Below are 23,544 nucleotides of genomic sequence, written 5' to 3'. Positions count from 1 at the left end.
ATTATTTAAAATTTAAATTGCTGGAAAAACAGTTTTTAAAATCTGAGCTAACTTGTACCAAATCCACGCTGTCAAATGTGTACCTGAATCCTCAGTGGAAATATAGTGCATTCCTTTTGCAAGTTTAAAGCCACCTGCGAGAGCTAACTGAGTGTGAACCGGTGCTAAATTAGTAGCGATCCAGAGAACACAACAAGTAATAACCATCGTTGAAAGAATGCCTCTAAAGATATTACCCTTGCTAAATGCAACAGGCCATGCTGATAACCACATTGCTTGGTAAGCAATATCAGAAATTGGTAATAACTTATTTCCTGGAAGAATTGCTGCTAATACTAATGTAATAGGAACCATAATAATACCACAGGCAATAGCTGAAGAATTTGCAACAGTTAAGGCTGCATCAATACCAATAGTGAATTTATTATGAGGGAATCTTTTGTTAAGCATTCCCTTAATAGAGTTCGCAAATGGAATCAAACCTTCCATTAAAATCTGCATCATTTTTGGAGTAAGAACCATTGTTGCAGCAGTACTCATACCAACAATTAATACAGTTCCTATAGATTCCTCTGCCAAAGCCCCAATTAGAATACCGATGATAAAGCCCATAAACAATGGTTCGCCAACAAATCCAAATTTTTTTTGAATCTTTTCTGGTCGTGCATCAATATTCTTAATACCAGGAATCACTCCCCATAATTTATCTAAGGCCCATGCAATTGGTGCCCATGCAACCGAGTTTATGGTTGGAAACGATATTCCCTCTAACCCAAAGTACTTCTGTGCCAATGGCGCCGTCCAATCGGCTAATTTGAAACTAATACCTGCATCTAAAGCGGCAACAATCAGTGCAATTGGTGCACTCTTTGTCACATACCAAACCAAGGCCCCCGCAAAAATATAATGATTGTAACTCCAAAAATCAACCATTACCGTATTTGTCATTTTTGTAACCAGCATTAAAGCGTTTGTACCTAGAACAACAAAGACAACCACAGCAGCTAATGGAAAGGCCCACGTTGCGGCAGCTCGAGCAGGCCAACCTACATCCATGATTGAAGTTTGTATTCCCCAATGCTTTACCATCAGGTGAACAGAGGGACCTACTTGTGCAACAAACCAATTGATAACAATCGTTACTCCCGCAAACCCAACACCAATTGTCAATGCCGATTTAACTAAGGTATTTATCTTAACTCGAAAAATTAATCCAAGAACAAAAATAATAATAGGCATCATTACCATTGGTCCAAGTTTACTAATCCAATTCAAGCCATTAACAACAACTTGCATTCTTCTCGCCTCCAAGTAATTGTGAAACTATACAATTCTGTTAAGCCTTAAGGGCTTCTAAAATTTGATTTTCAACTTTATCTTCCCCAATACCTGTTACAAATGCAGCAGCAAGAATTGTTTTAACACCATGTGTCACAGTTTCATCTAAATTACCCGTTGGAACTATGAAATCTACTTTATTTGTATCTAATTCACCTTCAACTTCTGAGAACTTACATTGAATAATTCTTGGTTCCGGCAAACCATTACTCGAAGCAACATCCCGAACCTTACCAGCAGCAACAGTTGATGTAATCATTGATGAAGCGCAACACACAATAACAGTTTTTTTATTATCCATAATAATTAACCTCCGAATGTTTTAAAAAGTTTTGACATTGATTCTTTACTTTGTTGTTTCATGATCATACTGAGAGACGACTGATTTTGGATTATTTTCATGATATATTTTAGTGTTTCTGGTTGTTTTTTGGGATTATTAAAAAGAATCATAACTGCCAAATTCACTGAAATTTTGCTTGATGAATTATCCATTTGATAAAATTCAACCGGGCTTTTAAATGTTGTCACTACCAGTTGTGTTGTATTTGAGTAGGTATAATCAGTATGTGGAATTGCTACTTTAATTTCACCAGTGTTAAGCCCAGTAGGATAATCTTTTTCTCGCTGAAGTATATTGTCTATAAACTTTTTTTTTACTTTTCCTTCCTTCAATAAAACTTGATATGTTTTTTGAAAATAATCTGTGTTAGATTTGAATTCCTGATTGATAAAAATATCATTCTTGTCTATCAACTCTGTATCCATTAAAAAACACCACCTACTCATATAATTTTTACATAATTATCAACAGATTTTTTAAGACCTTCAATATTCAGGCCTTGAACATCAGTCTTATTGAACATACCTGAACCTATACCCAAATAACCTGCTCCGTTATCAAAGAATTCTTTAGCATTTTTGATATTAACTCCACCAACAGCCATCAACCGCATTTTTCCTAAAGGTCCCTGAATTTGTTTGAAGAACTTTGGTTGTACAGTAACTGCTGGAAAGATCTTTACGATATCAGCACCCAATGACCTCATCTTTAAAATTTCAGTTGGTGACATGGCAGCAGGAACCGTAATAACATTATTCCGTCGTGCTAGTTCAAAAATATCGGGTGTAAAATTTGTCGGGCCCAACATAAATTGTGCGCCTGCAATTATTGCATCTCTGGCCTGTCCGATATCTAAAACAGTACCGACGCCAATATCGACTGTATCTCCATACTTTTTTGTGCCCTCCTCAATTATTTTTAGATAGTCTGGATTGTTTGTGGTGACTTCCACACCAATTTTATGATTAAAGCCGCTCAGCATTTTGATTATTGTTAGGGCCTGCTCAGGGGTATATCCGCGCATGATTGTTGTTATTTTCGGGTAATTATTAATATTCAAACTCAATGACCTTCTTTTTATGCTAATCTTTTCAAAATCTGATAAATTTCAGTTACCGATCCGGTTGTGGTAACTTCGTTCAATAATTGATTATTTGTTGATAAAGTAACTAATTGGTTTACGGCCCTAAGGTGTGATTCGGTATTTTTAAGTGCAACTGGAATAATTATGATTGCAGAATGATTACCTGGAAAGTCGATATAGTTTTCCGCCACTAAGAAGCCAAACCCATCACTGAGTGCCCCATTGTCCGCAGTTGTATGTGGAATAGCGATCTTTTCACGTAAAAAACTGTAATTTTTATTAGTTGCACTTTGTGCAACTAATTTTTCTACATACTTTGGAAGTACCACGTGATTTTTTAATAAGGGCTCACAGGCGAGTCGTATTGCTTCGTCCCAATTAAGAGGCCGTTTGGCAATTTGTATATAGTCTAAATGAACATAATTTGTAATATCTGGTAATGTTTGGAATGACTTCTTGTTGTTGGAATCTGGTTTGTCCCTATTAATTAAATAATTTGTTAGAGATTTTTTTAACCCTTTTTCATCCTTAACCAAAGCATGGTTTTCAACTATGCTACGAATTTCATTGGTTTCGTTCGTAATTAATTCTGGATTCATTTCATTTAATACTCGAAATCTGAGCATTGTTTGCTCTGCTGCGGATAACACCGGTGTCACTATATATTGGGGAATTTTTGTCTTTAGCAACGACGTTGTAAAAACAAGATCGTAATCATTTTGATAACGATCAAACTCCCGTGCAGAAGTTGCCGAAACAAAATTAATTTCTGGAAATATTCCAACCAGTGTATTCAGCATTAACCGAGCAACCACAAGACCATTGGTACAAACGACAGCAGCTCGTTTTTTTGCTGAATCAATGTTATTAGTATAGTTAGCTAACTCCGAACCAAAATAAAACGTTATTAGCTGAATTTCATTTTCCGGCAGTGGCAAGCCAATTAAATCTTCAATCGGCTTAACACAGGTTTTAATAATATCTAGAAGAAATGTATTCTGGTTCTGATCATGGATCACATCAGGAAAATCTAAATCATTTAATTTCAGGCCATATTTTGTCCTAAATATGGCTGGTAAGAGATGTGAAGTTAAGCGCTTAATAAAGTCCCGTTTATTCTGAACAATAATGTAAGTTTGGTTTTCAAAATTAGTGATCGTTTTTTTTATTGCTTCCGATAAATCCGATTCATTAGAAATTGAGTTATTTTGAAGCGTATTAACTGATAAAAATACAAGAGCAATCCATCCTATACGATCTGATAAACCAATACTTAGATTTTCCAATTTGCAATAATCCTTTAAGAACAAATATTCCATTGATTCCTTTACCTCATTACTTACATGGATACTTTGGTCGGGGTCAGAATATTTCATTCTGTTAAGCGTTAATCTCAACAAGTTAATTAAAAGTGAGAATGCAGAATCGGAATAAATAATATTGAGCTTTTTTTCGAGCTCAGTAATCAAATGAATGACTTTGTTTTTTGGTAGACCGGGGACTTTGTCAATAATTTGTTGTTTTTCCGGTTTCAGGGAATAATTTCTAATTAATTTTGTTAAATAATTCAATAAATTAATTTCCTTGCCAACAATCATATAACCGGTTTTTCGAGAATGATAAATTCTGCTATCATGCTCCCTCAGCCTTACATTTGCGGATTTCAAATCTTTTAAAGCAGTATTTTCACTAACTTGTAAAAATACTGAAATTGAAGCAAGTGTAGTTTTTACTGGATTTGTTATTAACAAAATACTTATTAAATCTAATCGAGTTGATTCATCAAAGAAATCATTAAAATCATTCTGTGAATCGGAACCGTTTACATTTACTTTCAAAACATTATTCAGCAAAAACGTTTTGGTCTTTTCATTAATTAAAAACTGGCCATTGCGTGTGCGCCTTATAGATCTAAGGTGTTTTGTAGTTAATTCGCTATTAATCTTGGAAAGTGAATAAGTAAGTTGTCTTATGCTTAATTGATATTTACTAGCCAAATCTTTTGATTTAATTTGTGGATTCTTGATAATTTCTGATATTATTTGTTCTTCTCTACTATCCAGCACCTTCTCTTCCTCCTTTCAATGTTCATTATAGGGATTTAAATTGTGATTTTTTTCACCAGACTAATCAATTTTGTTTTTAATAAACAAAGTAATTGTATAACGCTGTGAGTACCCTTAATAAGGGCCGCCGTTTCAGTATCAGACTTGCAGACACAAACTTAAATCAAATTTGTTTTAAATTTGGAATGAATGTATATTGTATTTTAGTTGAAGTGGAATTTCTGCTTCAAACATAATTGGAGATGAGCTTATATGTACATTATCTTTTTTTCAGTTTTAGTACTATTGTTATACCTATACATCGCTTTTGCTGATATATCAACAGAAGCAGCTATCGGTTTTAAAACAAAAAGATCAATGACAAATGACAAAACTTGGAAATTCGCAAATAATTTTTTTGGAAAAATTAATGCAATTTTTATGGGTATTTACTTAATAACTTACATTATACTGATGTTTTTAACACCCAACCTTGTACAAAGTGAAACCAATTGGATTACTATTATGATAATATTATTTTTTGTTTCAATTATTATTACAAACCTTAAACTAAAGTCCGTAATCACAACTCACAGTTTGTAAGAACGCTACACGAATAATAAAATCACAACTAAAGTTGTAATATGACAGTATTTTGCTTATTCATTGTCCTTCTGATATCTTAGACTAAAATTTTTGAGCCCAAAAACAAGAAATGAGGTATGCCCCGGACCCTTCAAAAATCTCCACCAATACATTTTGATGAAGACCCGCGAAAACTAACGCATAATCTATAAAAAATAAACCCTCTGCCAATAATTGGTAGAGGGTTTATTTTGGTAGTTTACTTTGAAAATTTACATTTGAAAATCAAATCATACTAAACACATAATACATCATTAACGATGTATTAATAATACTTATTTAACTACATTCTCTAAAGTCTTAATCTGTTTCACTGGATCATCAGCTCCATAAACATATGAACCGGCAACGAAGACGTTTGCACCTGCATCACTGCAAGACTTAATCGTCTTATCATTGATTCCACCATCAACTTCAATATCAAATTGATAATTTCCAGTCTGACGAATCTGATTTAATTTAGCAACCTTGTTTACCATTTCTGGGATAAACTTTTGGCCGCCAAAGCCCGGATTTACGGTCATAACAAGAACTTGATCAACTAATGATAAAACAGGTTTAATTGCTTCTAATGATGTTCCAGGATTTAAGACAATGCCCGCTTTAGCACCATTATCATGAATCAATTGTAAAGCACGATAGATATGCCGTGTACTCTCAACATGAATCGTTAAGATATCGCCGCCTGCTTTCGCAAATTCAGGAATTAAATTCTCTGGATTTTCAATCATTAAATGGCAATCCAACGTTAGCTTAGTTACTTTACGGATAGCTGCAACGACACTAGGACCAAAAGTAATATTTGGTACAAAATGTCCATCCATCACGTCAACGTGAAGATAACTAACCTGTCCTGCTTCCACAACGTGAATATCTTTTTCAAGATTTGCGAAATTTGCACTTAAAATCGATGGCGCAATAACCATGTTCTCTCACTCTCCTAAATAGATTAGTTAGATGATGTAGAAGGCACCACCAATAACACCAATTAACACTAGAATAAGTACAACTGTTGTTGGTTTGAACTTACGTTTCAATAAATAATAGGCCAATAATGTTATCCCTAACGGTAAAAGACCAAGTACCAACTTATCCAAAATTCCTGATTGGACCTTTAGAACGGATTTACCCAGCTGTATCTTTAAAGGACTTGATACCTTAACGAACGTTGCCGATAGAGCACCAATGACAATCGGTCCCATACACTGAGCAAAGGTCATAACTGTTGGTAGTAACGATCCTTGCAGAACTTTTGCAATACCTTCTTTACCTAAAGAGTAACCTTGCATCCATGAAAAATAGCCGATTGACCAGATGATTCCTAAATGTAAAACGGCGAACAATACGGGTCCCATTAAAATGTTACCTTTGGATGCAAAACCGATCGTGAATGAAAGTAGGATTGGAATTAAAGTGCCTTGCCATAAAGTATCGCCAATTCCGGCAAGTGGGCCCATTAATCCTGTTTTTAAACCATTAATAGTATCATTGGTAATTGGTGCACCATTAGACTTTTCCTCTTCCATTGCAATTGTCATACCTAAGATAGCACCACCAAAATGTGGTTCGGTATTAAAGAACTGCATATGTCGTTTAAGAGCCTCTTTCATTGCATCCTGGTCATTACCATATAAATGTTTCAGAATTGGTGAGAGGGCGAAAACAACCCCTGTTGCCTGTAAACGTTCATAGTTATAGTTTGCATGTGAGAAGAAAGTCCAACGCCAGAACGCCTTAACAACTTCTTTTTTTGAAATCTTTTTTGCATCAGGATTATTCTCTGAAGGCAATACTTCTTTTTCAATTTCTTCTTTGTCGCTCATGCGTTCTCGCTTCCTTTCTTCAAATACAAAGTAGTATAAATATATGCAATGATAACAGCGAAGACGGCAATTGCTAAGATTGGTAACTTAGAATATACGGCCAACATAAATCCAAGTAAGAAGAACATTAACGTACCCTTACCAGTCATTGCCTGTAAGTTCATGGCAATACCAAGAGCAGGAAGAAGTCCACCAATAACGGTTAAAACATGAAGTGGTGTCCCACTTAAGCCACCAATGACCGTCTTTACTGGACCGGCACCATAATAAGCAGCTAGCATGGCCGGAACAACTGAGAAGACAAACATCGTTATTTGTGGCGGCCAAACATGAAGTAAGTCAATTCGTTTTAAGTCACCTTTTTCAGCTGCTGTATCAGCCATATGTACAAAGGTTATATCGACAGTCATATGGAGTACCCAAATCATTGTTCCAATCAAACTAATCGGTACAGCCAATGTAATTGCAACTGAAGGTGAAACATTAGATGCCATCCCTAAGGCAGTTCCTAATGTACCAGCTAAAGCGGTATCCATTGGAACAGCGCCGCCAGCACCAATCCAAGCTAGGAAAGGCAACTGAATAGCTGCACCAAAGATCGTTCCTTTTACAGGGTCCCCTAGAATTAAACCAACTAAGGCACCGTTTACTAACGGTCGCATAATCGTATGGGTACCCGCTAATGATACCCAAGGCGTTCCCATTTGGCCGAGATAATATACGACCCCTATGAGGAAAGCCTGCCACAAATGAATTGTCATAGCCATTCTCCTTTATAAACTTACTTTAATAAACCAGCCGCATCCGTAGCCTTATCACTAGGTACGATCTGAATTTTTACATTTACACCTTTATCAATAATCTTTTTGAAAGTTTCGCGCTCTTCATCAGTTGCGGAAATATTTTTATAAAACTTTGATCGTTCACTATTTGCACCCATTCCACCAACAATTACTTCTTTTAAAGGCACACCGGCCTCAACTAATTGTAAATATACTTCAGGTGTTTTAGCTAAAACTAAAATATTATCCTTACCCTGATCCTTCTGTAGGAAATCAGAGCCCTCTTCAACTGTAAGTACATCTAATTTAACCCCTTGTGGCACTGACATTTTCATGACAGTCTTCAAGAAATCATCTTTAGCTGTAGCATCGTCGACAATCACAATATGATTACCATCTGTATATTGAAGCCACGCAGTCATAACCTGACCATGAATTAAACGATCATCAACTCGAGCTAATACAATTTCTGACATAGTTACATCCCCTTAATATCTAATTATTTATTTTGTGTTTGCATTTCATCGAAGAATTCAATAATTCCCTTTTTACCAGCTTCCATAGAAGAAGCCTTAATTTCCTCTATATTCTTGCCCAACATGCGATCATTAAATGCCTGAACCAGCATTGGTAAGCTAACTCCAGTAATTAATTTGTACGGAATACCTTCAATCTTTCTAGAACATAATGCCGCTTGATTATATGGACTCGCTCCGAACAGGTCTGCGAACACGATAACGCCATCTCCAGTGCTGACCTTCTTGACTTTATCTGCCAGACTATCGCCGAATTGACTAACGTCATCACCATGATGTAATCCAATCATTTCAGTATTCTCTTGTTCTCCCATTATTAAATCGACTGCATCCATTAATCCTTCAGCAAATTTACCATGAGTTGCTATAACGAAACCTACCATTACTAATCGCCTCCATTTCGGGTTTAATTTACTTTAATTACCATTCAAACTTCAGAACTGCTTTCTTCCAAGCTTTATCAGCAACAATTTTATTAAATGCTGCTGTTAAATCATCAGCATTTTTGATAACGGTTTCTTTTTCTGGCAACAATTTTTGCAAAGCTTCGCGATATTCTAGTTTTTCACTCATTGTCTTAATGACAACCTTGAAATCGGCTGGCGTTGAACGACTAGTGCCATAAAGTGTTAAGCCTTTCTCAAGTACGTCACGAGTATCAATTGGAACTAGCTCTTCAGTAACACCCATCAAAACAAAACTACCAGTCCGCTTAATAACTTTAATACCCTCATTGATTGCGCTTGAACTGAAATGGCCACCAGTAGCTTCAAAAATAACATCGAATTGTTCTTCTGCATTATCAAAGTCATATTCAGTAACCATTTCTCTTGTTGCAAACGTAAACTTACTTAAACGATCCTTCATAGCTCCATAAACAGTTAAGTTTTCTTTGCTAATACCCCAAACATAATGAAGTACTGCTGCAGCCATATAACCTACGGGACCATCGCCAAATAATGCAACTTTTACATTTGGCTTTGATAGAATATGTTTAACGTGGCTAGAAGCATGATAACCAACCGTACTAACTTCGGCCAAAATTGCAATTTCATCAGGAATATTCTCTGGAATTGGAACTAAGCAACTTTCAGGATGAACTAAATCACTTTGTGCGATACCATCGTGACCACTACTGATAAATGCAGCATCTTTACTGTAATTATCTGGTACAGTATCGGTCTTCTTTTCTCCTCTTAGTACATAACCAGGAACGTTAGGCGCAACAACGACACGTTGGCCAACCTTAAATTCATCGCTCATGCTCTCTTTTACAGTCCCAATACCTTCATGTAATAATGCCATTGGCAATTTTTTGGCCAATGCTTCTGGACGACGTTGTCCTGCAAAATAACGATCATCAGCATGACAAACACTTGCCATTAATGGTTGAACATCAACCCAACCTTTTTTAAGTGTTCGTGAAATTTCTTGTTCCTCAATATCGCCCGGTTTAACCAATCGGTAAGTCTTTGACATAATCTGCTTTTCATCATTTTTTGTTTCTGACATTCTTATTGCCCCCATATATTTTGTGTAATCGTTTTCAACAAATTAAGTATAGCATTTTGCATTTAATTTGCAAGTGTACTATTTAAGTTATTTTTTTCACATAATGACTAAAATGTAAAAAAATAAATTGCGTACTATAGAGACAGTAATTACATAATAATTTTCATAAATAACTAATTTAAAGCATTTTAAACGCCTAATTTTGCCAACATTTTTGCAAAATTAATGCTATAATTGCAATTGTAGTTATTGTTTCTTATATAAAAGGCGGTGCATTCTATTGAATCCATACCAAAGACAAGCACTTGTACTAAGTAAAGTTAAGGAATATAGCTTTGCAAAAATATCGCAATTAAGTTCTGAGCTTAATGTCACCCGCGAAACAATCAGAAAGGATCTTTATACACTAGAAAGTAAGGGCTTACTTAAAACAGTCCGTGGTGGTGCCACAACAATCTCCCTTGATAAGGAAACCAAATATGATAAACGATTGCAACAAAATAGCCAAGATAAGCTCTTAGTTGCAAAAAAAGCAATTGAATTTATCCAATCCGGGAATTCAGTATTCCTTGATTATGGAACAACAACCTTTTCAATCTCCCAAGCAATTAAACAAAGTGACCTTCATGATTTAACCTTAATTACTAATTCCCTAGCAATTGCTACCAATCTAATCGGTGATTCTGCTAACCAGATCATTCTCTTAGGAGGAAACTTGAGACAATCTGAAAGTTCGTTATCTGGACCGTTAACCCTACAGGCAATCAATGATATTTACGCTGATATTGGTTTCTTTGGATGTGGTGGTATTAATATTGATATTGGTATTACCAATCATTATTTGGATGAAGTCGAAGTTTCTAAAAGAGTAATGAAACATTGTCAGAAAATAATTGCGGTTGCCGATAGTAATAAATTTCAGTTGACGGCTCTTTATAAAACAGCAGATTTTTCTGAAATCAGCGCCATTATTACTGATAACAAAATTTCTCCAGAATTAGTTACTGAATTTCAACATAGCGGTATTGATATTGAACATTAGAATTTAAAAAAATGGTTGAAAGGTTCTTAACTTATAAAAAGTGAACCTTTTAAACCATTTTTTTGATTAAAAAACCAATTTGCAACTAGCCTTTATAATTTATTGAAACTTCACTGTTGAACGCAAAAAGCACCGTAATCATTATGATTACGGTACTCTCGATTAATAATCGTAACTTAAAGTGCTGCAGTGAAGCGGCTAGCAATCTCCAATGGTCGGGTGATTGCCCCACCAACGACAACTGCTTGGCAGCCAAGATCTAGGCACCGTTTCATTTTTTCCGGTGTATCGATCTTGCCTTCAGCAACGACTGGGTGATTAACGCGCTTTAATAGTTCCTTCAAGTATTCAAAGTCGTTATCGGCAACGTTGGTCCCCTTTGAACTAGGCGTATAGCCGCGCATCGTCGTCCCGATGATATCAAAACCAAGTTCATCGGCAGCTACAGCGTTCTCCAACGTATCCGTATCCGCCATTAACAGCGTATCCGGAAATTCTTGTCTAAATTGGGCCACGATATCAGCCAAATTTTCACCGTTTGGCCGTGGTTCACCTGTTGCCTGGCAAGCAACTACTTCTACGCCAGTTGCCGCAACCGCGCGCATCTCTTTCATTGTCGGTGTGATGTAAACTGGTGAATCAGGGTAATCGGTTTTGGCAATACCGATCATTGGTAAGCCGGCCTCATCCTGAATCGCCTGAATATCCACGACCGAGTTTGCACGAATACCTGCCGCGCCAGCTTCCTTGGCAGCCCGAGCCATCCGCGCCATGATAAACGAACTATGCAATGGCTCTTTAGGTAAGGCCTGACAAGAAATTATTAGTTTTCCTTTTACTGAATCTAAAAATGTATTTGTCATCATGACAACCCTCTTCTATGCTTACTGGAATTTGTTCCTGAAAATTAGTATTTTACCTACTAATTCAGTGGAAACGTGTTTGAAAAAGCAGATTATTGCGTATAGCTACGCCAGTCGAACGATCCGCTGCGCGTCTCTTTTCACCTGTCTAGGCTATACTCCATAATCTGGGCGCTTTTTTTTACACTCTCTCTTCTGAAACGTGTTTGAAAAAGCAGATTCCTGCGGTTAGCTACGATCACCAAATTATCCGCTACGCGAATAATTCGGCAATCTAGGCTAATCCTCAGAATCTGGGCGCTTTTTCAAACACTCTTCTATTTAATATACTTCTCGTAAATCTTCTTAGCTCCAGCCTTCATTGCTGGTGATGGTTTGCTCATTGGTGCTTTGCTGTAGCCTGCGTGGACGCCCATTTCTTCGAAGACTAGCTTGAGGCTTGGGTAAATGTCGTTGTCAATCAAGGCAAGGATTAATTTATTGCTAACATCTTGTAATTCAAAGACTTTCTTATTATCGCCGGCTTCGAAAGCAGCAATTTCAGCCTTAGCGCGTTTGGCGTTTAAGTTGAAGGTTGAACCAATTGCGCCGTCAATGCCAAGTGGTAAAGCAGAGATCAACATTTCATCCGTGCCAAAGTAGATCTTTTTGTCAGGAAATGCTGAGCGAAGACGTTGTAATAGTAGGAAGTCGTTGTTTGTGTATTTAACGCCGATAATTTTAGGATTTTCAAATAATTTAGCAAATTCGTCCAATGAAAGCGTAACGCCAGATAAGGCTGGAATTGAGTAAATAATCAATTTAACGTCGACACCAGCGAGAATTTGATCGTAGTAGTCTTTGATCTGGTCAAAAGTGAAGTGATAGTAGAATGGCGGTACGGCTGAGATCGTCTTGTAGCCGAGGTCAGCGGCGTACTTAGCTAATTCTTTTGCTTCTTTTAAATCAACGGAACCAACTTGGGCGATTAAATCAACTTTGCCGGCAGTTTCTTCATAAGCAATCTTATAAACCAGTTTACGTTCTTCAGTGCTGAGCATGAAACTTTCGCCAGTACTGCCACCAACGTACAAGCCGTCAATTTTGTTTTCATCAATGTTGTAACGAACCATTTCGCGGATGCCTTGTTCGTTAATCGTGTCGTCTTCGTTAAACGCTGTCATTAATGCTGAATATAATTTTTTCATAATGGATAGCCTCATTCTTCTTAAATTTTGTAATGAACATCTCAAATCATCCAACCGCTCAACAAGAACCATACCGCAAGATAAAAAATATTTCAACGATTATTTTCGGTAATAATTACCATTATCCTTTGTAGGAACTGGTGCAACTGGTAAAATATCAATTATTATTTTTTTAGTTTGAGAAAATAATTATTACATGCTACTATGAAAGCGATTCAGTAAAGGAAAAACACATCTAATAGAAAATGGGATGATCTAATGAGTAAACTATTTTTAGCTTTCGATATCGGTGGTACCACGATCAAATACAGTCTAGTGGACGAGCGGCTTCACTTCAGTGCTGGCGACCGTTGTTCAACGGAACATAATCGCGATGGACATATTCTCAAGCAGTTGCAGGCAATTACGGCCGCGTACCAAAAAGAATACACTTTAAACGGTATTGGCATCAGTACTGCCGGCATTGTTGGCGCTGAAGGCCAGATTCAGTACGCCGGCCCTACCATCCCTGGTTACCAAGGAACTGAACTCAAGAAAGTCTTAGTCCAGCAAAGTGGCCTACCAGTAGTTGTAGTGAACGATGTTGATGCCGCGTTATTAGGTGAACAACTGGCCGGTGCCGCACAGGGCAAAGGTGCCGTTTACTGCGTCGCTTTAGGTACGGGCATCGGTGGCGCCTATTTGAATCACGGCCAGCTACTTAATGGCGCCCACGCCACTGCCAATTCCCTTGGTTACACCCTTTATGACCGAAAAACGAAGACAAATTACGAACAGCGGGCCTCCACTTTGACTTTGGAACATCAATTAGTTGATCTGAAAACGAGCGTCCCGGCGGCCTTCGATAAAGCACGTCGGCAAGAAGCACCCTTTACTACGATAATAAATAACTGGGCGGCCGAAGTCGCTACCGGCCTGGCAAATATTATCTTGTTATTTGATCCCGAAATTCTCTTAATTGGCGGCGCTGTTTCCCAACAAGGTGACTTCTTATTAACACTATTAAATCGGGCATTAGAACCACTATTACCACCTAATTTATGCCAAACAGAATTGCGCGTCACACAACTTGCCGATCGGGCCCAACTATTTGGTGCGGTAGCTAATTTTTATAATTAAGCGTTTACAAAATAATTTTTATATGCTAAGGTACTGGTTGTAATGATCAGCTCAAAAATTCAACCGCTAACAATAACCTCGTATTTTGACGGGGGTTATTGTTAGCGGCTTTTTTCGTCACTTAGAACCATGCTTGAAAATTGTTTTTATTAGTGAATTTCTAGCTAACCTAGCATAAACGTGTTGGGAAAAGTAGATTTTTACGCTTGACCACGTTCACTGAATGATGTTTTGCACCGATCATTCATCAACCTAGTCCATGTTTGCAAATTACTTTTATTAGTAGTTCTGACTAATCTAGTGTAAACGTGTTGGGAAAAGCAGATTCCTGCGGTTAGCTACAACAGCCAAATCATCTGTTTCACAGATAATTCGTCTGTTTAGGCTGCGATTCGGACTTTGGTTCATCCTAGTCCGATCGACAACGTCAGTAATCCTCAGAATCTGAACGCTTTTTCCAACACTCTCTCCAATAGTAGTAGAAAGGTGGCACACCCATGAAAGTTTCAATCAATACAGCAGTATTCTTAGATGACTTACAGGCACACGTTTCCCAATTCACGTGTTTACAGCGACTATCCGCTTCGGCAATCGATGCCATTGAGGTCCGTGGTGAATTTTTCCAGCCAGCGACTAAGGCAAGCGAGTTACATAAAATCGATCAACTATGCCAGCAACAAAATTGGCAATTTTACTATTCCGTTCCGGAAGAACTCTTCCAGGGTTCAACGGTCAATTCGCAGTTAACTACCTATCTAAAAATGGCGCAAGAAAATCACATCAAATCACTTAAATTTAGTTTAGGTGATTGTCAACAGATCTCACCGGCAACGTTGGCCGCCCTTCAACAACAACTGGCCGCCACCAAAGTTAAGGTAACCATTGAGAATCAGCCAAATGAAAATGCAACTTTGGCCAACCTAGAACAACGTCTGGCTTGGCTTAAAGCGGCCCAATCAAGTCTTGGTTACACATTTGACGCTGGTAACTGGTGTTGGGTCGCTACCGAGCCCTTAACGGCCTTTACTAAAGTGCAAGCGGCAATCAGCGTATTTCACCTTAAGGCAATCCAAAACAAAGATACTGTCCTATTGACCGCAAAACCAGCTAACTGGCAGAAGATGCTGGCACAATTGCAGTCAAGCGTTCCAGTCTTTCTGGAATATGCCATTCCAAATGAGCAACTAAATCAACAAATCGACTTAGTTAATCAATTATTGCAACAACGACAGGCCACATTATGACTTATTTAATGCAGTTGGTCATTATCTTACTGCTAACTAAATTAGGCGCGCACGTCTCCAATCTACTTAAATTTCCTAGTGTGATCGGTGAACTACTAGTTGGTGTTTTGGCGGGTCCAGCAGTGCTACATTTATTAGCACCAACCACCTTCATTCAGTATTTCTCCGAGTTCGGCGTCATCATCTTGATGTTTATTGCCGGCCTGGAAGGTGATCTTGGACTATTGATGCGTTACTGGCGCCCTGCACTCACCGTTGCCACTTTAGGGGTCATTTTCCCTACTGCTAGTGCTGCCGCCTTGTGCGTCTTTGGCTTTAACTTTCAATGGACAACCGCAATTTTTATCGGCCTCGTCCTGAGTGCAACTTCGGTCAGCATCTCCGTTCAAGTTTTAAAGGAGATGCACCGGTTAAACAGTCGTGAAGGTGCCATTATACTTGGCGCCGCCGTAGCCGATGATATTATGTGCGTCATTTTGTTGGGTATTTGCGTAGGGCTCTTTGGTAGTGGCGCATCCACCAGCAATCAATCATTGCCGTTAATGTTACTCACCAAGCTGCTATTCTTCGGTGCAATGTTTGTTTTAGGCAAATGGTTTGTACCTAGATTTCTGCAATTTTTCAGTAAACTAACTGCTAGTGAAAACGAAACAACGGCGGCCTTGATTTTATGCTTTGGCTTTGCGGCTCTTGCCGTGGCCCTTGGCATGAGCGATGTGCTGGGTGCCTACTTTGCCGGCTTGGCCATTTCGGAAACCAAGTTTAAAGACAAGTTGGCCTTGAAAATTGAACCGATTGGTTACGCAGTTTTCATTCCAGTATTCTTTGTCAGCATCGGCCTTAACATCAGCTTTTCCGGTATGCAAGACGACGTGGTTTTTATCATCTCTTTGATCGTCATCGCCGTTCTTGGCAAACAAATCGGCGGTGCGCTGGGTGCACGTTTGTTCCACTTAGATTGGCCCGCTGCCAACATTGTCGGCGCCGGCATGATCTCCCGTGGTGAAATGGCGTTGGTCGTCGCAAACGTGGCCTTAAGTAGCCATTTAATTGATCAAAATCACTATACCGCGATGATAATTGTAACCGTTGTCACAACAATTATTGCGCCATTTGTCCTGAAAATATTTATTCAACAGTCGGATAATCAGAAAAGTACGACCAAAAACGCTGTAAAAATTTAATGAGGTGAAACTATGAGTAAAGTTGGATTTGGTACGTTAAACTGGATTGTGCTTGTCTTATATCTATTAGTTATGCTTAGTGTTGGTGCGTATTTCACGCGGAAGGCTAGTAAAAATACAGATGCCTTTTTCAAGGCAGAGGGTAAAATTCCTGCTTGGGCGGCTGGCTTCAGTATTTACGCCACAACTTTAAGTGCTATTACTTTTATGTCTACGCCAGAACAGTCTTTCTTGCAAGATTGGTCTTATGCAATCGGATCGTTTTCTATTCTAATTATACTTCCTTTATTAGTTAAATATTACGTTCCTTTTTTTCGAAAATTACAAGTTACTACCGCCTATGAATATTTAGAAGAACGTTTTAGCCCCGTAATGCGAGCTATTAGCAGTATTCTATTCATGCTCTACCATATTGGTCGGATCGCAATTGTCATTTACTTACCAATTATTGCCATCACGTCAGTTTCCAATATTAATCCAATTGTAATCGCTATCGCTATCGGGGGATTATGTATCCTTTACACCTTCTTAGGTGGTATCGAAGGCGTCATCTGGAGCGATGTTATTCAAGGATTCTTACTTTTAGGTGGTGCCTTGTTAGTCTGTATCCTAGGTATTGCTTATATTCATGGTGGTCTTGGAACTGTTGTTCAGGATGTCTCAATCCATCATAAATTTATTTCTGGAGCTGACTTTAACGTCAATGATCTATCCAAGTTTGTGCCGTTAATCTTAGCCGGCCAGATATTCAATACCTTATATCAATATACGGGTAGCCAAGATGTTGTTCAGCGTTATCAAACAACTGGCTCTTTAAAAGAAGCAAAAAGTTCGCTCTACACTAATGGTTGGTTAGCCTTGATTACAATTCCGTTATTCTTCGGTATGGGTACTATTCTGTTCAGTTTTTACCAACACGCCGGTACATTACCAAAGAACTTTAATACCAGTGCAATTGTCCCTTACTTCATTATTACGCAAATGCCTGCAGGAATTGCCGGTTTAGTTATTGCTGGTATCTTTGCCGCTGCTCAATCAACGATCGCCTCAAGTTTAAACGCAATTTCTTCCTGTGCCATTTCAGATTTCAAGCAGCGCTTCTTTAGCGATAAGCTGAAGGGAATCAAAGATGTTACCTTGGCTCGGATTATCATTATCATTGCCGGTTTGTTAGGCCTAAGTATTGCAATTTATCTATTATTAGGTAATGCTTCAGGTACTTGGAATCTATTCTTAACAGTTACTGGTATCTTTGGTGTTCCAATTGCTGGCATTTTCGCCGTGGGTATTTTCACAAAGCGTGCGAATACTGTTGGTGTTCTAACTGGCCTAATTATCAGTGTCATCTTATCGTTCTGGGTTGATTCGTTGAATATTTCTTCACTGCTTGTTGCCTGTGTCGCGTTTATCTCATCATTTGTTATCAGTTATATTGTTAGTTTATTTACGCCAAGTCACACTAAAGACGTTACTGGTTTGACCGCCGCAACAATTAACGAAGACTACGTCAAAAAACAGGATAGATAGATACTAAGTAATATTCAGGAGGCAGATGCTATTGAAATTTGAAAAATTAACTTTACAAACGCCTCAGGAATTGGCATTCACAATCAAAGTTTACTGCCGCCAACAATTCACTGATTTTCCTGATCAGCGGCAATGGCCAATAGTCTTAATCTTCCCTGGCGGTGGCTTTGCCGGTATTTCCGAGCGTGAAGAAGAATTAGCCGCCTTGCCATTTCTGGCTAAGGGCTATCAAGCCATCGTTGTTCGCTATAATTTATTAGCGGCTGGTCCTTTTTACCCAAATGCGGCAACGATCGGATTGACTACCATCAATTACGTTCGGAAAAATGCAGCTGCATTGCACGCCGATCCTAATAAAATTATTACGGTTGGCTTTTCAGCCGGTGGGCATTTAGTTTCCGTTATGAACGCATTAGGCAACAACCAAAAGTTTTTAGAGGCCCATAATTTTAAAGAGCAACCGATTCAGCCAGCAGCACAAATCCTCAGTTATCCAGTCATCGATTTGACAATGGGCTTTCCCGAAGATTTGGCAGTGGCAAAACAAATTAGTTCTGACCAGCATTTATGGCACGCCCAAAAATTAGTTACAGCGCAGACCCCACCCACTTTCATTTGGCATACTGCTACTGATGAACTAGTTCCCGTGGCCAACACTGCCGCCTACATTACAGCATTGATTGAACACAAAGTTCCTTTTGAAAGCCATATCTATGCTCAAGGTGTCCACGGGCTTGCCTTCAGCAACGTTGCAACGTCACGTTATACTCACCCTGAAGACGTTGAACCACAAGCGGCTGGCTGGTTCCCATTGGCACTAAATTGGTTGAAGGAATGCTTTAAATCAGAAAATCCTACTATCTTGTAGGAACAGTTTGTAAGTAATTGTTGCTCATAATACCAAAGTAGAGAGCGGGACAAAAATTGGCCTTTGGATTAGCTTAAGTTATGTAGTAAATCCAAAACCGACTTTTGTCCCACTTCCGTAGAAAGAAGGCGGGCATCATTGAAGTGTGGAACAGTTGAATTAGAAACACCGCTTAAATTTAAATTCACACTGGACTATTATTGGAAAGAGCAATTAGCCGAGGACAACGATCCCCGGCAATGGCCGATTGTTTTAATTTTTTCTGGTAGCGCTTTTATAAAGATGACTCAACGTGAAGGAGAGCCAGTCGCCCTGGCACTTAATGCACAAGGTTATCAGGCCGCCGTTGTCCAATATAATCTGCTAGACCAAGGTCCAATTTATCCCAACGCAATTGACATTGGCCTAACTGCAATTCAATATGTAAAAGAACACGCGGCCGCAATCAATGGTGATCCAGATAAATTGGTTACCTTGGGCCTTTCAGCAGGCGCACATATTGTGACCTTAATGAATGCATTAAGCAACGACAAGGATTATCTAACTGCTCATCAATTTAAAACTGACGACCTACGCCCCGCCGCACAGATATTAGGTTATCCTGTCATTGATCTGGCAATGGGCTTTCCAAAAACTGATACGGAAGCACTAGCAATCTGCCCAGAGCGCCAATACTGGGCAACCCAAAAATTAGTGACCGCGACAACACCGCCAACCTTCATTTGGAATACCTATTCTGACGCTGTCGTTCCCGTAAAAAATGGTCTCGTTTACGCTGAAGCACTGGCCGATCAGCACGTTCCCTTTGATTATCATACGTTCACCAAAGGTAAGCACGGATTAGTGCTAAGTACGATTGAAACCTCCCGCTTCAATCATCCTGAAGATATTGAGCCACGTGCCGCTAATTGGTTTGAACTGGCCACAAGTTGGCTGGATGAACAATTTGATTTAACACGTGTTGATTTCTAGGGAGTGTTTGGAAAAACGTTTGGATTTCTGCCTTTTCAAACACGTTTACAATAAACTGGTCAGGAAAATAATAAAAGTATTTTTAACGCGACCTAGCCTTTTTAGGTTAAACATATTAGGCTAGGCAACTTCCGAATTTTTCCTAACACTTAGATAGGAAGTCCTTAACATGCGCAGCTTTAGCTTTAACGGCCTCAAACACTACTTAACTGATCTAGGCGAATTCACTAACGTTACTGTCCGAATATTTGAAAGCTCTAGCCACTGTTACACAGTCTGCCTGCATCGGTTAAGTGATCTGGAAAAACTACCACCACACGCTATCTTCAACGTTGATTGTACGAAGACAGTCAATTGATTTGTTAACCTAAACAACCAGCCACGGTTTACGCCGTTAGCTGGTTGTTTTTTTGTGATTTAGATAAGAACTGGTTAGTGATTCAATGGCCCACTATAAACCACCAAATTTGGCCAAGATTTCCTGCATCGAAACAGTTTTCCTACCATCCTCACGCCAACGCTTCATCGCAATGGCAGCGGTTTGCCTGTCGTATTCATCTTCAAGTTGGGCAATTGAATATTCCTTTATTAAATCTGAAAGACTAACACCGTGAAAACCTGCCAGATACTGCAGCCATTCCTTCTCCGCTGCATCGACCTGAACCCTAATTACTGCCATTGCAACCACCTCTTTGACTGCTATTGTGCGATAGATCATGGAAAAAGTAAACTATAAGATAAGGGTTGGATTGGCGTTTATATTAGGCTTTGTATCAGGCGAATTTAACGTTTTTCGATTATATACTCAAATGGGTAAACAGCACTATTGAAACCAACACAAAAATACCTCCAAAGCCATTTCCAGCCTTGGGGGTATCTTTTATATTTAACGATTAAGCATTGTAGTCGTGTTTAAAAAGGCAGATTCCTGCGCTTAGCTACGTTCACCAAACGATCCGCTGCGCGAATCATTCGGCGAGCTAGGCTAATGCTCAGAATCTAAGCGCCTTTTTAAAACGCACTTCCTTATTTCAAAGGTTTCCATTCCCAGTCGTCAACTTCTGGTAAATCAGTACCTTCTTCACGAATAAATTCGTTGTGTTTCTGAATTTCGTCATCCATTTCTTGAACGATTTCAGCACCTTTTTCAGTGAATTCAGGTACATCAAGAATAGCTTCTTTGGCAATGTCAAAACGATCAAGGCCGTTACGAACACGCATGTCAAATGGCGTTGTGATGTCCCCTTCTTCACGGTAACCGTGTACGTGAAGGTTGTGATTGTGACGATCGAAGAAGATATCTTTGATTAGGTCATCGTAGCCATGATAAGCAAAGATAACTGGTTTGTCCTTAGTGAAGTACATGTCGAATTCTTTGTCGCTAAGTCCCCGTGGATCGTTCTTCTTCAAGCGTAAAAGATCAACAACGTTAACGAAGCGAACTTTAAGGTCTGGTAAACGATCATGCAAGATTGAAATTGCGGCTAAGCTTTCAAGTGTTGGTTCTGAACCAGCAGCGGCGAAAACAACGTCTGGTTCAACGCCATCATCCGTGCTTGCCCAGTCGATAATGCTCAAGCCATTTTTAACCAATTGCTTAGCTTCAGCCATCGTAAACCATTGTGGTCGTGGATGCTTGCTGGCAACGATTAAATTAATCACCTGACGGCTTTGCAAAACTTTGTCGAAAGTCGCAATTAAAGTATTAGCATCAGCTGGTAAATACTCACGGATGTACTTCGTCTTCTTTTCAGCCAAATGAGTAATGACACCAGGGTCCTGATGTGAATAACCATTGTGGTCTTGCTGGAAGGCAGTTGATGAAGCAATGATGTTCAATGAAGGAACATCACGACGCCATTCAGCTTCTTCGTGGGCGTTACGCAACCATTTGAAGTGCTGAGTCAACATTGAATCGACAACTCGTAAGAAGGATTCGTAGCTGGCAAAGAAGCCATGACGACCAGTTAACGTATAAGCTTCTAACAAGCCTTCATCCATATGTTCAGAAAGCATTGAGTCAATGATCCGGCCATTTGGTGCTAATAAAGCATCATTAGGTTCGTTGATTGGTTCCAACCATTGACGTTTAGTGGCTTCAAAGACTGAGTTCAAACGATTTGATAAAGTTTCATCTGGGCCAAAGCCACGGAAGTTCTTATTCTTATCGTTTAATTTGACAACATCACGGATATATTTGCCAAGTTCAGTCATATCTTGTGCCATCGCACCACCATGTTCAGTGTTGTCTAAGGCATAGTCTTGAATGTTTGGCAAAATAAGGTCTTTGGTCAAAGCACCACCGTTTGTTACGGGGTTCATTGCCATTCTGTGCTGGCCCTTAGGAATAATTTCTTTGATTTCTGGCTTTAAGTCGCCGTTTTCATCAAATAATTCATCAGGTTTGTATGATTTTAACCAAGCAACTAAATCGTCAGCGTGTTCCATGTGTAATTGGTCAACCGGAATCGGAATCTGATGGGCACGGAATGAGCCTTCAATTGGTTCCCCGTCCCATTCTTTAGGTCCGCCCCAGCCTTTTGGTGCACGGAATACGATCATTGGCCAAGCTGGACGAGTTGTATCGTTGTTGTCTTTAGCGTTCTTGCGAATAGCTGCGATTTCTTCAACAACAGTATCCAAAGTTTTAGCCATTAATGGGTGCATTTTGGCAGGATCGTCACCTTCAACAAAATGAGGATCCCAGCCTAAGCCCTTAAAGTAATCTTCTAATTCTTCGTGTGATTCACGTGAAAGAATGGTTGGGTTAGAAATCTTGAAACCATTTAAGTTCAAGATTGGTAAAACAGTTCCGTCAGTGATTGGGTTGATAAACTTATTAACTTGCCAAGAAGTTGCTAATGGGCCAGTTTCAGATTCACCATCACCAACAACAACGGCTGAAATCAAACCAGGGTTGTCGAGAATAGCACCGGCACCATGTAAGATTGAGTAGCCAAGTTCGCCACCTTCATGGATGGAGCCAGGTGTCTTAGGATCAGCGTGAGAAGCAACACCACCTGGGAATGAAAATTGTTTGAACAATTTTTGCATCCCAGATTCATCTTGCGTAATTTTTGGATAAGTTTCAGTATAGCTACCATCTAAGTAGGAATTAGAAACCATGACTTGGCCACCATGACCGGGGCCTTCAATGTAGAACATATTTAAGTTGTACTTATTAATGACCCGGTTTAAATGAGCATAAATAAAGTTCTGGCCGGCAATGGTGCCCCAATGGCCGATTGGATGAACTTTAACGTCTGATGCCTTCAATGTACGTTTTAATAACGGATTATCCTTTAAATATAACTGACCAACTGATAAATAATCAGCGGCACGCCAGTACGCGTCAACTTTTGCCAAATAGTCTTTAGATGAATAGTCTGTTGTCTTTTCTACTGTTTGATCCATAATTGGCATTCCCCTT

At 39.0% G+C, this 23,544-nt stretch carries 23 protein-coding genes; 8 read left to right on the top strand and 15 right to left on the bottom strand.

Features of this window, described 5'->3' with window-relative positions; all coding sequences use genetic code 11:
- Window positions 1-12: 12 nt before the first annotated feature.
- From EKM98_RS01455 to EKM98_RS01435, 5 genes are read right to left on the bottom strand one after another with little or no spacing between them, the layout of a single operon-like run.
- Complete coding sequence (locus tag EKM98_RS01455; protein WP_125980023.1) at window positions 13-1,296, bottom strand: PTS galactitol transporter subunit IIC; 1,284 nt, start codon at window positions 1,294-1,296, stop codon at window positions 13-15.
- Window positions 1,297-1,336: 40 nt separating this feature from the next.
- Window positions 1,337-1,639 (bottom strand): PTS sugar transporter subunit IIB, encoded by a 303-nt coding sequence (locus tag EKM98_RS01450; protein ID WP_125980021.1) that lies wholly within the window; start codon window positions 1,637-1,639, stop codon window positions 1,337-1,339.
- A gap of 5 nt (window positions 1,640-1,644) precedes the next feature.
- Entirely contained in the window at window positions 1,645-2,106 is a 462-nt protein-coding gene (locus EKM98_RS01445) for a PTS sugar transporter subunit IIA (RefSeq protein ID WP_225418504.1), read from the bottom strand.
- A gap of 17 nt (window positions 2,107-2,123) precedes the next feature.
- The gene (locus tag EKM98_RS01440; protein ID WP_125980017.1) at window positions 2,124-2,741 is read right to left on the bottom strand and encodes a bifunctional 4-hydroxy-2-oxoglutarate aldolase/2-dehydro-3-deoxy-phosphogluconate aldolase; all 618 of its coding nucleotides are present in this window, start codon (window positions 2,739-2,741) and stop codon (window positions 2,124-2,126) included.
- Window positions 2,742-2,758: 17 nt separating this feature from the next.
- A complete protein-coding gene (locus EKM98_RS01435) occupies window positions 2,759-4,831 on the bottom strand; it encodes a BglG family transcription antiterminator (RefSeq protein ID WP_125980015.1) in 2,073 nt (690 codons plus the stop codon).
- Between the two features lie 252 nt (window positions 4,832-5,083).
- Between EKM98_RS01435 and EKM98_RS12280 the strand changes: the two genes are divergently transcribed.
- The gene (locus EKM98_RS12280) at window positions 5,084-5,413 is read left to right on the top strand and encodes an SdpI family protein (RefSeq protein ID WP_125980014.1); all 330 of its coding nucleotides are present in this window, start codon (window positions 5,084-5,086) and stop codon (window positions 5,411-5,413) included.
- A 317-nt stretch (window positions 5,414-5,730) separates the two neighbouring features.
- Here EKM98_RS12280 and rpe read toward each other — a convergent pair whose 3' ends face one another.
- From rpe to EKM98_RS01400, 6 genes are read right to left on the bottom strand one after another with little or no spacing between them, the layout of a single operon-like run.
- A complete protein-coding gene (rpe, locus tag EKM98_RS01425) occupies window positions 5,731-6,381 on the bottom strand; it encodes a ribulose-phosphate 3-epimerase (RefSeq protein WP_125980012.1) in 651 nt (216 codons plus the stop codon).
- Between the two features lie 27 nt (window positions 6,382-6,408).
- Window positions 6,409-7,278, bottom strand: coding sequence for a PTS system mannose/fructose/sorbose family transporter subunit IID (locus EKM98_RS01420; protein WP_125980010.1), 870 nt, complete (start codon window positions 7,276-7,278; stop codon window positions 6,409-6,411).
- Window positions 7,275-8,039, bottom strand: coding sequence for a PTS mannose/fructose/sorbose/N-acetylgalactosamine transporter subunit IIC (locus EKM98_RS01415; protein ID WP_125980008.1), 765 nt, complete (start codon window positions 8,037-8,039; stop codon window positions 7,275-7,277). Before EKM98_RS01415 ends, EKM98_RS01420 begins: the two co-directional genes overlap by 4 nt.
- A gap of 20 nt (window positions 8,040-8,059) precedes the next feature.
- Window positions 8,060-8,536 carry a PTS sugar transporter subunit IIB gene (locus tag EKM98_RS01410; RefSeq protein ID WP_125980006.1) on the bottom strand — a complete coding sequence of 159 codons (477 nt, stop codon included), beginning with the start codon at window positions 8,534-8,536 and terminating at the stop codon, window positions 8,060-8,062.
- A 23-nt stretch (window positions 8,537-8,559) separates the two neighbouring features.
- The gene (locus tag EKM98_RS01405) at window positions 8,560-8,979 is read right to left on the bottom strand and encodes a PTS sugar transporter subunit IIA (protein WP_125980004.1); all 420 of its coding nucleotides are present in this window, start codon (window positions 8,977-8,979) and stop codon (window positions 8,560-8,562) included.
- A gap of 37 nt (window positions 8,980-9,016) precedes the next feature.
- A complete protein-coding gene (locus EKM98_RS01400) occupies window positions 9,017-10,108 on the bottom strand; it encodes an alcohol dehydrogenase catalytic domain-containing protein (protein ID WP_125980002.1) in 1,092 nt (363 codons plus the stop codon).
- Between the two features lie 280 nt (window positions 10,109-10,388).
- Here EKM98_RS01400 and EKM98_RS01395 point away from each other — a divergent pair, with 280 nt between their 5' ends.
- On the top strand, window positions 10,389-11,150 hold the full coding sequence (locus EKM98_RS01395) for a DeoR/GlpR family DNA-binding transcription regulator (protein WP_125980000.1): 762 nt from the start codon (window positions 10,389-10,391) through the stop codon (window positions 11,148-11,150).
- 176 nt (window positions 11,151-11,326) lie between these two features.
- Here the strand turns inward: EKM98_RS01395 and EKM98_RS01390 are convergent, their stop codons facing one another.
- Both EKM98_RS01390 and EKM98_RS01385 read right to left on the bottom strand, forming a co-directional pair.
- Window positions 11,327-12,013: an N-acetylmannosamine-6-phosphate 2-epimerase gene (locus tag EKM98_RS01390; protein ID WP_125980134.1), complete on the bottom strand. Its 687-nt coding sequence runs from the start codon at window positions 12,011-12,013 to the stop codon at window positions 11,327-11,329.
- A gap of 317 nt (window positions 12,014-12,330) precedes the next feature.
- Window positions 12,331-13,200, bottom strand: a complete 870-nt coding sequence (locus EKM98_RS01385) for an N-acetylneuraminate lyase (RefSeq protein ID WP_125979998.1) — start codon at window positions 13,198-13,200, stop codon at window positions 12,331-12,333.
- 258 nt (window positions 13,201-13,458) lie between these two features.
- Between EKM98_RS01385 and EKM98_RS01380 the strand changes: the two genes are divergently transcribed.
- From EKM98_RS01380 to EKM98_RS01355, 6 genes are all read left to right on the top strand, one after another.
- Window positions 13,459-14,319: an ROK family protein gene (locus EKM98_RS01380; RefSeq protein ID WP_125979996.1), complete on the top strand. Its 861-nt coding sequence runs from the start codon at window positions 13,459-13,461 to the stop codon at window positions 14,317-14,319.
- 497 nt (window positions 14,320-14,816) lie between these two features.
- Window positions 14,817-15,563 (top strand): sugar phosphate isomerase/epimerase, encoded by a 747-nt coding sequence (locus EKM98_RS01375; RefSeq protein ID WP_125979994.1) that lies wholly within the window; start codon window positions 14,817-14,819, stop codon window positions 15,561-15,563.
- Window positions 15,560-16,747, top strand: a complete 1,188-nt coding sequence (locus EKM98_RS01370; RefSeq protein WP_125979992.1) for a cation:proton antiporter — start codon at window positions 15,560-15,562, stop codon at window positions 16,745-16,747. Before EKM98_RS01375 ends, EKM98_RS01370 begins: the two co-directional genes overlap by 4 nt.
- Before the next feature lie 12 nt (window positions 16,748-16,759).
- Entirely contained in the window at window positions 16,760-18,274 is a 1,515-nt protein-coding gene (locus tag EKM98_RS01365) for a sodium:solute symporter (protein WP_125979990.1), read from the top strand.
- Window positions 18,275-18,299: 25 nt separating this feature from the next.
- The gene (locus EKM98_RS01360) at window positions 18,300-19,142 is read left to right on the top strand and encodes an alpha/beta hydrolase (RefSeq protein WP_225418503.1); all 843 of its coding nucleotides are present in this window, start codon (window positions 18,300-18,302) and stop codon (window positions 19,140-19,142) included.
- 138 nt (window positions 19,143-19,280) lie between these two features.
- Complete coding sequence (locus EKM98_RS01355) at window positions 19,281-20,114, top strand: alpha/beta hydrolase (RefSeq protein ID WP_125979986.1); 834 nt, start codon at window positions 19,281-19,283, stop codon at window positions 20,112-20,114.
- 451 nt (window positions 20,115-20,565) lie between these two features.
- Here the strand turns inward: EKM98_RS01355 and relB are convergent, their stop codons facing one another.
- Complete coding sequence (relB, locus tag EKM98_RS01345) at window positions 20,566-20,793, bottom strand: type II toxin-antitoxin system RelB family antitoxin (protein WP_125979982.1); 228 nt, start codon at window positions 20,791-20,793, stop codon at window positions 20,566-20,568.
- 347 nt (window positions 20,794-21,140) lie between these two features.
- Window positions 21,141-23,528 (bottom strand): phosphoketolase family protein, encoded by a 2,388-nt coding sequence (locus tag EKM98_RS01340; protein ID WP_125979980.1) that lies wholly within the window; start codon window positions 23,526-23,528, stop codon window positions 21,141-21,143.
- Window positions 23,529-23,544: the final 16 nt, after the last annotated feature.

The sequence above is a fragment of the Loigolactobacillus iwatensis genome (assembly GCF_003950295.1).
In the GTDB taxonomy this organism is placed as follows: domain Bacteria; phylum Bacillota; class Bacilli; order Lactobacillales; family Lactobacillaceae; genus Loigolactobacillus; species Loigolactobacillus iwatensis.
Note: the sequence above shows the minus strand (reverse complement) of the source record. Positions and strands in the feature narration are given on the sequence as shown.

Coding starts and splice junctions, on each gene's coding strand:
- EKM98_RS01375 (WP_125979994.1), top strand. CDS start 14,817: ATGAAAGTTTCAATCAATACAGCAGTATTCTTAGATGACTTACAGGCA.
- EKM98_RS01415 (WP_125980008.1), bottom strand. CDS start 8,039: ATGACAATTCATTTGTGGCAGGCTTTCCTCATAGGGGTCGTATATTAT.
- EKM98_RS01360 (WP_225418503.1), top strand. CDS start 18,300: ATGCTATTGAAATTTGAAAAATTAACTTTACAAACGCCTCAGGAATTG.
- rpe (WP_125980012.1), bottom strand. CDS start 6,381: ATGGTTATTGCGCCATCGATTTTAAGTGCAAATTTCGCAAATCTTGAA.
- EKM98_RS01380 (WP_125979996.1), top strand. CDS start 13,459: ATGAGTAAACTATTTTTAGCTTTCGATATCGGTGGTACCACGATCAAA.
- EKM98_RS01410 (WP_125980006.1), bottom strand. CDS start 8,536: ATGTCAGAAATTGTATTAGCTCGAGTTGATGATCGTTTAATTCATGGT.
- EKM98_RS01445 (WP_225418504.1), bottom strand. CDS start 2,106: ATGGATACAGAGTTGATAGACAAGAATGATATTTTTATCAATCAGGAA.
- EKM98_RS01455 (WP_125980023.1), bottom strand. CDS start 1,296: ATGCAAGTTGTTGTTAATGGCTTGAATTGGATTAGTAAACTTGGACCA.
- EKM98_RS01400 (WP_125980002.1), bottom strand. CDS start 10,108: ATGTCAGAAACAAAAAATGATGAAAAGCAGATTATGTCAAAGACTTAC.
- EKM98_RS12280 (WP_125980014.1), top strand. CDS start 5,084: ATGTACATTATCTTTTTTTCAGTTTTAGTACTATTGTTATACCTATAC.
- EKM98_RS01385 (WP_125979998.1), bottom strand. CDS start 13,200: ATGAAAAAATTATATTCAGCATTAATGACAGCGTTTAACGAAGACGAC.
- EKM98_RS01420 (WP_125980010.1), bottom strand. CDS start 7,278: ATGAGCGACAAAGAAGAAATTGAAAAAGAAGTATTGCCTTCAGAGAAT.
- EKM98_RS01405 (WP_125980004.1), bottom strand. CDS start 8,979: ATGGTAGGTTTCGTTATAGCAACTCATGGTAAATTTGCTGAAGGATTA.
- relB (WP_125979982.1), bottom strand. CDS start 20,793: ATGGCAGTAATTAGGGTTCAGGTCGATGCAGCGGAGAAGGAATGGCTG.
- EKM98_RS01370 (WP_125979992.1), top strand. CDS start 15,560: ATGACTTATTTAATGCAGTTGGTCATTATCTTACTGCTAACTAAATTA.
- EKM98_RS01390 (WP_125980134.1), bottom strand. CDS start 12,013: ATGACAAATACATTTTTAGATTCAGTAAAAGGAAAACTAATAATTTCT.
- EKM98_RS01365 (WP_125979990.1), top strand. CDS start 16,760: ATGAGTAAAGTTGGATTTGGTACGTTAAACTGGATTGTGCTTGTCTTA.
- EKM98_RS01340 (WP_125979980.1), bottom strand. CDS start 23,528: ATGGATCAAACAGTAGAAAAGACAACAGACTATTCATCTAAAGACTAT.
- EKM98_RS01450 (WP_125980021.1), bottom strand. CDS start 1,639: ATGGATAATAAAAAAACTGTTATTGTGTGTTGCGCTTCATCAATGATT.